This window comes from Halomonas alkalisoli, assembly GCF_021412585.1.
In the GTDB taxonomy this organism is placed as follows: domain Bacteria; phylum Pseudomonadota; class Gammaproteobacteria; order Pseudomonadales; family Halomonadaceae; genus Halomonas; species Halomonas alkalisoli.
This window is the reverse complement of record NZ_JAKCMI010000013.1, coordinates 1-12,436: the sequence shown is the minus strand read 5'-3', so window position 1 is coordinate 12,436 and position 12,436 is coordinate 1. Positions and strand designations below refer to the sequence as shown.

The 12,436-nt window shown below is 67.0% G+C and carries 10 protein-coding genes and 1 pseudogene; 2 read left to right on the top strand and 9 right to left on the bottom strand.

The features are described from left to right. Positions 1 to 147 (top strand): annotated as a pseudogene (locus LY622_RS03915) (electron transfer flavoprotein subunit alpha/FixB family protein); the annotation flags it as partial. A 122-nt stretch (positions 148 to 269) separates the two neighbouring features. Here LY622_RS03915 and LY622_RS03910 read toward each other — a convergent pair. Genes LY622_RS03910 through LY622_RS03880 form a run of 7 tightly spaced genes read right to left on the bottom strand, consistent with a single transcriptional unit; the run spans position 270 to position 8,292 of the window. Continuing rightward, entirely contained in the window at positions 270 to 3,176 is a 2,907-nt protein-coding gene (locus tag LY622_RS03910) for a proton-conducting transporter transmembrane domain-containing protein (protein WP_234289690.1), read from the bottom strand. Beyond that, entirely contained in the window at positions 3,173 to 3,457 is a 285-nt protein-coding gene (locus LY622_RS03905) for an NADH-quinone oxidoreductase subunit K (RefSeq protein ID WP_234289689.1), read from the bottom strand. The genes LY622_RS03910 and LY622_RS03905 overlap by 4 nt, the downstream gene beginning before the upstream one ends. Next, positions 3,454 to 4,365 (bottom strand): hydrogenase subunit MbhD domain-containing protein, encoded by a 912-nt coding sequence (locus LY622_RS03900; RefSeq protein ID WP_234289688.1) that lies wholly within the window; start codon positions 4,363 to 4,365, stop codon positions 3,454 to 3,456. Before LY622_RS03900 ends, LY622_RS03905 begins: the two co-directional genes overlap by 4 nt. A gap of 23 nt (positions 4,366 to 4,388) precedes the next feature. Next, positions 4,389 to 4,736 carry a monovalent cation/H(+) antiporter subunit G gene (gene mnhG / locus LY622_RS03895; RefSeq protein WP_234289687.1) on the bottom strand — a complete coding sequence of 116 codons (348 nt, stop codon included), beginning with the start codon at positions 4,734 to 4,736 and terminating at the stop codon, positions 4,389 to 4,391. Continuing rightward, the gene (locus tag LY622_RS03890; RefSeq protein ID WP_234289686.1) at positions 4,729 to 5,028 is read right to left on the bottom strand and encodes an MrpF/PhaF family protein; all 300 of its coding nucleotides are present in this window, start codon (positions 5,026 to 5,028) and stop codon (positions 4,729 to 4,731) included. The genes mnhG and LY622_RS03890 overlap by 8 nt, the downstream gene beginning before the upstream one ends. 4 nt (positions 5,029 to 5,032) lie before the next feature. After that, entirely contained in the window at positions 5,033 to 5,518 is a 486-nt protein-coding gene (locus LY622_RS03885) for a Na+/H+ antiporter subunit E (RefSeq protein ID WP_234289685.1), read from the bottom strand. Beyond that, positions 5,515 to 8,292 (bottom strand): cation-translocating P-type ATPase, encoded by a 2,778-nt coding sequence (locus LY622_RS03880; RefSeq protein ID WP_234289684.1) that lies wholly within the window; start codon positions 8,290 to 8,292, stop codon positions 5,515 to 5,517. Before LY622_RS03880 ends, LY622_RS03885 begins: the two co-directional genes overlap by 4 nt. A gap of 218 nt (positions 8,293 to 8,510) precedes the next feature. On the opposite strand from LY622_RS03880, the gene LY622_RS03875 reads away from it, so the two are divergent. Continuing rightward, on the top strand, positions 8,511 to 9,005 hold the full coding sequence (locus LY622_RS03875; RefSeq protein ID WP_234289683.1) for a YchJ family protein: 495 nt from the start codon (positions 8,511 to 8,513) through the stop codon (positions 9,003 to 9,005). Between the two features lie 27 nt (positions 9,006 to 9,032). Here the strand turns inward: LY622_RS03875 and hutH are convergent, their stop codons facing one another. After that, positions 9,033 to 10,580: a histidine ammonia-lyase gene (hutH, locus tag LY622_RS03870; protein ID WP_234289682.1), complete on the bottom strand. Its 1,548-nt coding sequence runs from the start codon at positions 10,578 to 10,580 to the stop codon at positions 9,033 to 9,035. A 187-nt stretch (positions 10,581 to 10,767) separates the two neighbouring features. Then, positions 10,768 to 12,436 (bottom strand): urocanate hydratase (hutU, locus tag LY622_RS03865; protein ID WP_255762005.1); only part of this gene is annotated, 1,669 nt, incomplete at its 5' end.

The following is a 12,436-nucleotide window of genomic DNA, read 5'->3' as shown; positions in this document are numbered from 1 at the left end:
GCCATCCAGCACCTGGCCGGCATGAAGGACTCCAAGGTGATCGTCGCCATCAACAAGGACGAGGAGGCGCCGATCTTCCAGGTCGCGGATTATGGTCTGGTGGGTGATCTGTTCGAAATCCTGCCGGAGCTCGAGAGTAAGCTTTAAGAAGATCGGGATCTTCCAGGTCGCGCTCTCGATACTGGCGGTCTGGTGGGTGACCTGTTCGAGATCCTGCCGGAGCTGGAAAGCAAGCTGTAAGGAAGGTCGGGGACTTTCTGGTAGGGGCTTCACGCCAGGCTGGCGAGCCCCATCCCCAGTGTCATCAATCCAAGTGCAATACCGAAGGCGGGCCAGGGCATCAGCCAGGCCTCGGCGCGCCGGAATCGCCAGGCGAGGATGCGCAGCTGCCGAGCACGACGCCTTCCCTGTCGTTGTCGGTAGGTTCCCCAGCTCTCGAGCCGGCTGGCCAGGGTGCGATGCAGCCGGCGGGCCGGCAGGACCATGCCCGCCAGGGTGATGGCAATCAGCGGTGACAGGAGGCCCGTGATCAGCGTTTTTTCCATGTTGGTGGTCACCGGGTCGACCCACTGCCAGCCCCAGGGAGCGAGGGCAGCCAGTAGTCCCAGCCCGAGCCAGGCCCACCAGAGCCAGCGGGGTATCACCAGGAGATGGTGGCTGGGCTCCGGCCTCATCAGTAGCAGCCAGAAGAAGCGCAGCATCAGCAGGGCGGTGGCGACGCCGCTCAGGATGATCGGCCAGGTGGGCAGGCCGCTGTCGCCCATTGCCGTTTCCACGCTGGCCTTGACCAGCACCCCGCCCAGCGGCGGCATCCCGGCCAGGGCCAGCGCTGGCAGCAGCATCGCCGCCACGACTCGCTGGCGAACCCGGCCCCGGGTTCGGTTGGCCATGCCGGCGCCCAGGAACAGCGAACCCTTGGCCAGGGAGTGTACCGTTACCACCAGCAGCAATGCCGTCAGGGCCTCCGTGGGTGCCTCGGCCAGTATCACCAGGCCAAGCAGGGCGGTGATCAAGCCCATCTGGCTGACGCTGGACCAGGCGAGTACCGCCTTGTTGTGTTCGTGAAGAACCCCTCGCAGGGCGGCGTAGAGGCTGGCAATGATGCCAAGGGTGAGCAGTGGCACTCCCCAGTCGGCGGCGGCTTCGGCCTCCGGCAGCAGGCGTAGCGCACCCAGCACGCCGACCTTGATCATCAGCCCTGAGAGAATCGCACTGGCCATGGGGGGCGCCACCGGGTGGGCCAGGGGCAGCCAGGCATGCAGGCCGAGCACGCCGGCCTTGAGTCCGAGCCCCAGGGCCAGGAAAGCGATTGCCAGTGCCGGCGGCTCTGCGACGGCCAGCGCCGAGAAGCTCAGGTCGTTGGTCGTGAGGGTGATCAGTGCCAGCCCCGCCAGCATGGCGATCTCGGCCAGCAGCATCATGGCGAGATAGCCGGTACCGGCGAGTCGCGCCGGCCGGTCGCCGTCATGTTGCACCATGGCCCAGCCCAGCAGGCTGAGCATGGCGGTGCCGATATAGAAGGTCAGCAGGTCACCGGCAACCAGCGTCACCAGATGCGCCACTGCCGCGACAAGCATGATCGAGAAGAGCCGTCTCGAGGCGGGAAAGGCGTGGCGCCAGGCGTGGGTGGCGCCCAGTGCGATTGGCCAGACCGCCAGGGCCGGCAGCATGAAGATCAAGCCGAGCGAGTCCAGGTTCATGCCGAGCCCCACTGCATGGTTCGAAAGCCCCAGGGTGCCCAGCCCCAGGGTGCCCAGCCCCTGGAGCCAGGCCAGCAGCGCCAGGCCCAGCGCCAGCATGGCAAGGCGGCCCGCCAGCGGGGCATCGGGGTGGGGCAGGGGCCGCTGAATCGCCGTCGGCGCGGGACAGAGAGCCAGGTCGAGCAGCCGCCAGAGGCTGGCAGCGGTGATCAGCGTCCCCAGCAGAACGACCGCCGCAATCAGCCCGTTCCCCTCCGCGAAGGCGGCGCTCAATAGCCACCATTTTCCGACGAAGCCGCCCGTGGGCGGAGCCCCCAGCAGGCTCAAGCCGGCCAGGGCAATGGCCAGCCAGGCCAGCGGAAGTCGGGCAGCGCTGCCGCCGAGGCGGCTGAGGCGATCATGGCCGTAGGCCGCCACGATGGCGCCGGCGGCGATGAACATGGCCGCCTTGGCCAGGCCGTGTGCCAGCAGTATCTGCAGGGCGCCTTCGGTGGCCGTACTTCCCCCGCTGCCTGCGCCGGGCCAGCTTGCGGTGCCGGCCAGGCCAAGCAGCAGCAGGGCGTAGCCGCTCTGGGAGAGCGTCGACCAGGCGATCAGCAGCTTGAGGCGTGACTGCAGGGTGGCCTGAATGCCGCCCCAGACCAGGGCCGCCGTACCGACGATTGCCAGCCAGCTGCCGAGGGCGCTCTGCAGGGCGGCCAGTGGCCCCAGCCATAGCCGCCACAGGACGAACAGGGTGGCGGCCACCACCACGGCGGAAAGCATGGCGCTGACCGGGGCCTGGGCTCGCGCATGGGCCGAGGGCAACCAGGTATGCAGCGGGACCATGGCCGCCTTGATCATCAGGCCGAGACTCAAGGCGATGGCGGCCAGGCGCGAGGTGGCGTTATCGGTCAGTGTGTCGCCAAGCAGTGCCATGTCGAGTCTGGCGGTCTGGCCATAAAGCAGGGCGACACCGAGCAGGAACAGCAGCGAGGCAAGCAGGGAGGCGAGCAGGTAACGCAGAGCCGCGCTGCCTTCGGGGTCCTGCGGCGAACGGGCGACCAGCCCCACCCCGGCCAGGGTCACCAGCTCCAGGGTGATATAGAGGTTGAACAGGTCCTGGGACAGCAGCAGAGCATTGAGCCCGCCCCACAGCAGCCACCAGAGTGGCCACAGGTGCCGGTCCCGGGCCGTCTTGTCGTCGGCCAGGAGGGCAACGCTCCCTGCAGCGGCGACGATGGCGGTCATGCCCAGCATCAGCGCACCGGGCGCGTCCAGTTGCCAGACGATGCCCAGCGGTGCTGGCCAATCCCCCAGGGCAAGCACCAGGGCGCTGTGCTCCAGCAGATGGAGCGAGGCGACGCCGAGGCTGGCCAGGATGGCGGGCACCCCCAGCTGTACCTGTCGCCGGGGTGAGAGCCCTTCGAGAAAGGCGACGATGGCCAGGCAGAGAGGCACGACAACCGACAGCGGCAGCGCCCACGCCGGCATCATGGTTCGTCCTCGTGCCTGCGACGCGCCTCATTGGCGCGAATGACCAGGGCCAGGGCCGCCGCGGTCGTGCTGACGGCCACCACGATACCGGTCAGCACCATGACGTGAGGTACCGGGTCGATGCCTTCGGCGCTGCGGGCCACGGTGACCAGCAGCAGGAAGACGGCGCTCGCCAGTACGTTGAGCGCGAGGATCCGTCGCAGCAGGTCCTCGGTCTGGAACAGGCCGATCAGTGCCATGCCACACAGCAGGGCCGCCAGTACGGCGTAGAACTGGCTCATTGCCCCGGCTCCCCATAGAGATAGAAGGCCATCAGCATCAGGGCGATGGAGAGCGCCGTGGCGATTTCGACGGCCATGATCAGCGTCGGGGCCAGGAACAGGGGAAAGGCGAAGAAGGTGCCGGTCAGCAGCATCCCGCCCAGGGCAACGACGAGGAACAGGGCCATGCCCGCAGCCAATAGAACATGCAGCAGCAGGCGATGATGACGCAGGTACTCCCAGGGCCTGGCTTCGGTCAGCAGCAAAAGCACCCCGCCGGCACCCATGACGGCGCCGGCTGGGAAGGCGCCGCCGGGAGCGTGGGTGCCACGCCACAGCAGATACACCGGTACCAGCACGAAGAAGGGATGCAGCAAGTGGGAGAGCGCCGGAAGCCCGGGCAAGGCCGTGGCCGGGGCGAAGGCCCGCAGCGGTGGGCCCAGCGGTGGGCCCAGCGACCATACCAGCACCACGGCCGCCAGCATGATGACGATCTCGAGCAGGGTATCGAAGGCGCGCAGGTTGAGCAGTACGGCGGTCACGGCATGGCTGACGCCGGTGGCATCAAGCGTCGCCGTGACCTCACCCGCGAGCCCCGGCCGAGGCAGGTGGTAAGCGGACCAGGCCAGCCAGATCACACCCATGCCGGCGCCGGCCATGGCCAGGTGCTGCAGCGGGCGTTGCCAGCGGCGCGGGTCGGCGCCAACGCTGGTGCCGGCAGGCAGTCGCCCCAGGGCGGTCAGCAGCAGTGCCCCGGTGACACCGGCGCCGATGGCGGCCTCCGCCAGGGCGATATCCGGTGCGTCCAGGCGCACCCAGACCAGTGCCATCAGCAGGTAGAAGGCCATGAAGTTGACCACGGCGGAAAAGCGGCGCTGGGTGAACAGCGCCTGCCAGGCAAGCCACAGCAAGCCTGCGGCGAGCAGCATATCGAACCCCCAGGCCAGCACACTCACTGCTCGGTGGGCCTTTGGCTTGTCGACGTGGATGGCGGCCTATCGGCCTGACGGGGGGCCAGGCCGCAGGCGAGCGCCGTCGAGGCGATCAGGGTGGCCCCGATACCGGAAGCAACCAGCATCAGCAGCCAGATCAGCAGGTATTTAACGGCCTCGGCAGGCCCCGAGGCCTGGAGGGCGAGGCCCAGGCAGATCAAGCCGAGGCCGAGATTGTCGGCCTTGGTCAAGGCGTGCAGTCGGGTGAAGACATCCGGAAATCGCAGCAGGCCGAGGCTGCCGGCCAGAAAGAACAGGATGCCGGCAGCAACAAAGGCGTAGCCGAGCCAATGCAGCGCTTCAGTCATGGCGAGCCTCTTCGCGGGCGTCCTTGTCATCGCGCAGCAGCGTCCAGGTGCGCGTGACGAAATTGGCCATGGCCACGGCGGCCAGCAGGGCGAAGAGAAGCGCCACGTCGACCAGTGCCGACTGGCCGGAGACGATGCTCAGCAGCAGGAGTACGGCGATGGCCGAGGTGGTGATCATCTCGGCGGCCAGCATGCGGTCGGCGCTGGTGGGTCCGCGCAGGATGCGCCAGGCGCCAACGCCGGCATTGGCCAGGAGCAGGATGGCACCAGCGGCATACAGGAATGTCGTCATGGCGCTATGTCTCCTTGTCGATTGCTATTCCAAAGAGTGCGGCAACACGTCGTTCGAGTCGTACCAGGGAGGCCGGCGTATCGTCATGCAGGTTCAGGACATGAACCTGCAGGGAGCCGCTGGCGAGCCGCAGTGCCAGGGTGCCGGGGACCAGGTTGATCAGGCTGGCCATGAACAGCTGGGCAGGCCCCTCGGGCAGATAATGCCAGGGATGTTCGACCACTCTTGTGTTGAGGTTCAGCGAGGGGCGGCAGGCCAGCCAGGCCACCTCCAGCCCGCCACGAAGGGCCAGCCAGAGAGCATGGGGTATCAAAAGTAGCAGTGCCATGGGGCGCAGGTGCCAGTTGAAGGTTGGCATCAGCACCGCCGCGGCAACGATGGCAGGCACTCCCCAGGCCCAGGAGGCGGGGTCGCCGCCGCTGATCGCCCACCAGAGCACAGAGAGTATCGCCAGTCGCCATGCCCATGCCTGCCAGTGACGGATGCTCATTGCGGTGTCGAGGTACTGGCCTTGCCATGCCGTCCCGTCGCCGGGGTGTTGGACGACTTGCGCTGGCGCAGCACCCACTTTTCCAGCTCCACGATCAGGAATAACGCCACGCTGCCGGCCAGAATCACGAGCCAATGCAGCGGCTCCAGGCCGGCGCTGCCAAAGACCGTCTGCATGAAGGGCAGGTAGGTCCAGCCAAGCTGCAGCAGGACGACGAGCCCAATGGCCAGCCATACCGGTTGACTGCCGAAGATGCCTTGCACGGAGAGGGCGCTGTGGACCAGGAAGCGGCTGTTGATCAGGTAGGCGGCGCTGCCCAGGACCAGCATGTTGACCGCCCCGGCCCGCGCCAGCTCCGGGCTGCCTTCCTGAACGAGCAGGATCCAGGTGAACATGCCGAACACGCCGATCAGCAGCAGGACCGATACGAACACCACCCGCCACAGCAGGAAGAGGTCGAGCAGCGCGGCGGAAGGATCCCGTGGCTGACGCTGCATGATATCCGGCTCGGCCTTCTCGAAGGCCAGGGCCAGGCCCAGGGTCACCGCCACCACCATGTTGACCCACAGCGCCTGCAGTGGCGTCACGGGCAGCATGGTCCCCCCGAGCACGGCGAGCATGATCGCGAGGCCCTGGCCACCGTTGGTGGGCAGGATGAAGGTGATGGTCTTGCGAATGTTGTCATAGACCTTCCGCCCCTCCTCGATGGCACTGACGATGGTGGCGAAGTTGTCATCGGCCAGCACCATCTCGGCGGCCTCCTTGGCGGCCTCGGTCCCCTGGACACCCATGGCCACGCCGACGTTGGCCCGCTTGAGGGCGGGGCCATCGTTGACCCCGTCACCGGTCATGGCGCAGATGCCGCCCTGGGCCTGCATGGCCTTGACCAGGCGCAGCTTGTGCTCCGGCGCGGCGCGGGCGAAGACATCCACCTTCAGGATCCTGGCTTCGAGCTCCTCGTCGCTCATGGATTCCAGCTCGCGCCCGCTTACCGCATTCTCGGTCTGGGCAAAGCCCAGTTGGTCGGCGATGGCGCTGGCGGTCACGGCATGGTCACCCGTCACCATCACCGGGCGGATACCGGCTTCCTGGCAGAGCTTGACCGCCTTGATGGCCGCTTCCCGGGGCGGGTCCAGCAGCCCCACCAGCCCCAGCAGCACCAGGCCCTCTTCGGCATGTTCGTCACTCAATTCGCCGGAGATGTCCTCGCCATCCTTCTCCGCCAGCGCCAGCACTCGCAGGCCACGCGACGACAGCTCATGGATCCGCTCTTCCCACTCCTGGTGGTCGAGTTCGGTATCGCCATCGTCACCCCGAACCCTGTGACACATCTCCAGCAGCCGGTCAGGCGCGCCCTTGACCAGCAGCCGGGGGCCATCCAGGTCGTTGAGCGTGGCCATGTACTTGCGCTCGGACTCGAAGGGAATGGCGTCCCGGCGGGGGTGATCGCAGCGAAGCTTGCGGGTATCGACATCGCCCTTGGCCGCGGCCACGACCAGCGCACCTTCGGTGGGGTCACCGTGTATCGTCCATCGCGATTCCTCCTTGGCCAGCTCGGCGTCGTTGCACAGCACGCCGACCTTGAGGAAGTGAGCCAGGGCGGGGTGGTCGTCCAGCGAGACCGCCTCGCCCACTTCGTCGCTCTCCTCGTCGCTCGGGGCGAGATGCAGCTTGCCCTCCGGCTTGAAGCCGATGCCGGACAGGCGGAACTCGCCCTCGGGGAGCCAGATGGCCTGAGCCGTCATTTCGTTGCGGGTAAGGGTGCCGGTCTTGTCGGAGAAGATGGTGGAGATCGAGCCCAGGGTCTCCACGGCAGGTAGCCGGCGAATGATGGCGTTGCGCCTCGCCATGGCCTGAACCCCCAGTGCGAGGGTGATGGTCACGATGGCGGGTAGGCCTTCGGGGATGGCGGCAACCGCCAGGCCCACTGCGGCCATGAACATGGCGCTGATGGCCTGGTCGTGAATGATCACCCCGAACGCTGCTGTCAGTGCGGCGGCAGCCAGGATGAAGACGGCCAGCACGCGGCCGGCCCGGTCCAGCTGGCGCAGCAAGGGTGTCTTGAGCTGCTCGACATCGCGCAGCATCTCGGAGATACGGCCGATTTCGGTATGGGTTCCGGTTTCCACCACCAGGCCCACCGCCGTACCCTGGGCCACGATGGTGCTGGCGTAGGCCATGGCGCTACGCTCGGCCAGGTCGGCCTCTTCCTCCACCGGCTCGGTCTGCTTGTCGACCGGCGTGGACTCCCCGGTCAGCGCCGCCTCCTCGGTACGCAGGCGCTTCGCCTCGATCAGTCGCAGGTCTGCCGGTATCCGGTCGCCGCTCTCCACCATCACGATGTCGCCGGGCACCAGCTCCTCGGCATCGATGGTCCGTCGCTTCCCACCGCGCAGCACATTCGCCTGGGGCGAGAGCATGTCGCGTATACTCTCCAGCGCCTGTTCGGCCTTGCCCTCCTGAATGAAGCCGATCAGTGCAATGATGATGACGACACCAAGAATCGCAAGGGCATCCAGCGTCTGGCCCAGCCCCAGGCTGGCCACCGCCGCCACGATCAGGATCAGCATCAGGATGTTGTTGAACTGCTCGAGCAGGCGCTTCCACCAGGGGCGACCCTGCTGTTGCTTCAGCTTGTTGGGGCCATATTCGTTCAGCCGTTCCCGGGCGACGTCGTCCGGGAGGCCCTCGCGGGAGCCTTTGACCCTTTCCAGAGCGTCGTCTGCCGACAGGGCGTGCCAGGCGGTACGGGGGGGATCTTGGCGTTCGGGCATTCCCTTATCTCCGAAGGCGAATAACGGTTGCAACCATGTGTAGCATAAACAATGTTGCACTGCAGTGATGCAGGACAAGTTATCGGTCTTAACCTGCTGTGCTGCCTGGTGAAGTCGTCCTGGCTATCACCGACGCACAGTGAGCTGCTGCCCAATAGGGCAAGGGGTCATCCTGTGACCGGCCGGCAAGTTGCTTTCCAGTGTAGGAGAGGTGAGTCATGAGTAACAACGGCACCGAGCCGATGGACGGTAAGCCATGTCCCTGCGGCAGTGGCAGCAAACTGGCAGCATGCTGTGGCCGTTTCCATCGCGGAGAGCCGGCACCCCATCCCGAGGCATTGATGCGCTCGCGCTATAGTGCCTTCTCCCTCGACCTGACCGACTACCTGCTGGCCTCCTGGCATACGTCGACGCGCCCGCAACATCTCGAGTCGGGTGGCGCGACCCGCTGGGTGCGTCTCGAGGTGCTGGATGCGAGTGAGGAGGGAGAGGGGGACTCGGCCTGCGGCCGAGTACACTTTCGCGCCACCTTCCGAGAAGGCCGGCGCTGGGCGGTATTGGAGGAGAACTCCCGTTTCGTGCAGGAGGCGGGGCGCTGGGTCTACCTCGATGGCAGCCCCAGCGTGACCCGCCTGAAGCCGGGCCGCAACGACCCCTGCCCCTGCGGCAGCGGTGGCAAGTTCAAGGGCTGCTGCGGCCGCGGATCACGCTGACGCCCTTAGAGAGCCCGTTTGCTCAGCTCAGTGGCTGGGCAGCAGCGACACCGGCACCAGCTCATTGAGGGTCCGGGTCTTCAACAGCTCGGTAGCGGCTTCGATATCCGGGGCGAAGAAACGGTCCTTGTCATAGTAGGCGACCCGTTCGCGCAGGGAGCGGCGGGCCCTTTCCAGCGGCTCGGTGGTGGCCAGGTGCTGACCGTCCGCTGACTTGCGGAACTCGAGTCCCTGGCAGGCGGCGAGCCACTCGATGGCGAGAATGCCGCGCACGTTGTCGGCCATTTCCCACAGGCGCTTGCCGGCGGCCGGGGCCATGGAGACATGGTCCTCCTGGTTGGCCGAGGTGGGCAGGCTGTCGACGCTGTGGGGGTGCGACAATGCCTTGTTTTCACTGGCCAGGGCCGCGGCGGTGACCTGGGCGATCATGAACCCGGAGTTGATCCCGCCGTTCTCCACCAGGAAGGGCGGCAGCTGGGACATGTGCTTGTCCATCATCAGCGATACGCGGCGCTCGGTCAGCGATCCGATCTCGGCGATGGCCAGGGCCAGGTTGTCGGCGGCCATGGCTACCGGTTCTGCATGGAAGTTGCCGCCGGAGATGATGTCCCCACCCTCGACGAACACCAGCGGGTTGTCCGAGACCGCGTTGACCTCCACCGCCAATACCTCGGCGGCCTGGCGCAGCTGGGTCAGGCAGGCACCCATTACCTGGGGCTGACAGCGCAGCGAGTAGGGGTCCTGCACCTTGTCGCAGTCGGCATGGGTGTCGCTGATCGCGCTGCGCTCGCCCAGCAGGTGGCGGTACGCCGCCGCGGCATCGATCTGGCCAGGCTGGCCGCGAGCCTCGTGGATCCGGGCATCGAAGGGGGAGCGTGAGCTGAGGGTTGCCTCCACCGTCAGTGAGCCGCACACCGTGGCCGCGGCGAACAGGTCCTCGGCTTCGAACAGCCCCTTGAGCGCATAGGCCGTGGAGACCTGGGTGCCGTTGAGCAGTGCCAGGCCCTCTTTGGGGGCCAGGGCCAGTGGCTCGAGGCCGGCGATGGTCAGCGCCTCCCTGGCGGAGACCCACTCGCCCCGGTAGCGCGCCTTGCCCTCACCGAGCAGTACCACGCTCATATGGGCCAGGGGCGCCAGGTCACCCGAGGCGCCCACCGAGCCCTTTAGCGGAATGTGTGGGTAGACCTCGGCATTGACCAGTGCCAGCAGGGCGTCGAGCACCTTTCGGCGAATGCCCGAGAAGCCACGGGCCAGGCTGTTGACCTTGAGCACCATGATCAGGCGCACCAGGGCATCGTCCATGGGGGCGCCGACACCGGTGGCGTGGGAGAGCACTAGGGAGCGCTGCAACTCCTCCAGGTGCGCCTTGTCGATGCGGGTCTGGGCCAGCAGGCCAAAGCCGGTATTGATGCCGTAGACGGTACGGTCTTCCGCCACGACGCGATTGACGCAATCGACGGCGCGTTGGATGGCCTGGTCGGCACTGGCCGGCAGGCTGACCGTCAGCGGCGCTTCGAACACCTGGCGGGCCTGGGCCAGGGTCATCTTGCCGGGGTGGATCTCGAGATGAGTCATATAGGGGATTCCTGTCTGCCACATGGGCTTATTTCAGCACCTTGCTGGATCGGAGCTCTTCCGGCGGCAGACCTTCGAGGAGGCGCTGTGAACCCCTCCCTGGGCGCTACCGATTCCTTCCATGGAATCGGACCTCCTCTTCGGTCTGCCCCCGGTGCTCAGCGCGTCGGGAGTTGGTGTGGTGCGCTTATTTCTCCAGCATCGGCAGGTCGAGGCCGTTGTCGCGGGCGCACTGCTTGGCAATATCGTACCCGGCATCCGCGTGGCGCATCACCCCGGTGCCCGGGTCGTTGCGCAGCACCCGGCCCAGGCGCGCGTGGGCTTCGTCCGTGCCGTCGGCGACGATCACTACCCCGGCATGCTGTGAATAGCCCATGCCCACGCCTCCGCCGTGGTGCAACGAGACCCAGGTCGCGCCGCCGGCGGTATTGAGCAGGGCGTTGAGCAGCGGCCAGTCGGAGACGGCGTCGCTGCCGTCCATCATCGCCTCGGTCTCGCGGTTGGGGCTGGCCACCGAGCCGGAGTCCAGGTGGTCGCGGCCGATGACGATGGGTGCCTTGAGCTCTCCTTTTGCAACCATCTCGTTGAAGGCCTGGCCCAGGCGGGCGCGATCCTTCAGGCCGACCCAGCAGATCCGCGCCGGCAGGCCCTGTAAGGCGATCCGCTCCCGGGCCATGTCGAGCCAGTTGTGCAGGTGCGGGTCGTCCGGGATCAGCTCCTTGACCTTCTGGTCGGTCTTGTAGATGTCCTCCGGGTCGCCGGAGAGCGCCACCCAGCGGAACGGGCCGATGCCCTGGCAGAACAGCGGGCGGATATAGGCCGGTACGAAGCCGGGGAAGTCGAAGGCGTTCTCCACGCCCTCTTCCTGGGCCATCTGGCGGATATTGTTGCCGTAGTCGAAGGTCGGCACGCCCATGGCCTGGAAGTCGAGCATGGCACGCACATGCACCGCCATGGACTGCTTGGCGGCCTTGGTCACCGCCTCGGGTTCGGTCTTGCCCCGGGCCACGTATTCGTCCCAGCTCCAGCCCGACGGCAGGTAGCCATGCAGCGGGTCGTGGGCGCTGGTCTGGTCGGTGACCATGTCCGGGCGCACGCCACGCTTCACCAGCTCGGGCAGCACGTCGGCGGCGTTGGCGCACAGGCCGATGGAAACCGCCTTGCCCTCGGCGGTGTAGCGCTCGAGGCGCGCCAGGGCGTCGTCCAGGTCGCTGGCCTGCTCGTCCAGGTAACGGGTGCGCAGGCGGAAATCGATGCTGGTCTGCTGGCACTCGATATTCAGCGAACAGGCCCCGGCCAGGGTCGCGGCCAGGGGTTGGGCGCCGCCCATGCCGCCGAGGCCGGCGGTGAGGATCCAGCGCCCGGCCAACTTTCCGTCGTAGTGCTGGCGCCCGGCCTCGACGAAGGTCTCGTAGGTACCCTGGACGATGCCCTGGGAACCGATGTAGATCCATGAGCCGGCGGTCATCTGGCCGTACATCATCAGGCCCTGCTTATCCAGCTCGTTGAAGTGCTCCCAGTTGGCCCAGGCCGGTACCAGGTTGGAGTTGGCGATGAGCACCCGCGGGGCGTCCCTGTGGGTCTCGAACACGCCCACCGGCTTGCCCGACTGGATCAGCAGCGACTGGTTGTCCTCCAGGCGCTTGAGGGTCTCGACGATGGCGTCGAAGCACTGCCAGTCCCGGGCGGCACGACCGATGCCGCCGTAGACCACCAGGTCCTCGGGGCGCTCTGCCACGTCCGGGTGAAGGTTGTTCATCAGCATGCGCATGGGGGCTTCGGTGAGCCAGCTCTTGCAGCTGAGTTCAGTCCCGGTGGGGGCGGCGATCCGGCGGCTGGGATCGTGACGGGGGTCG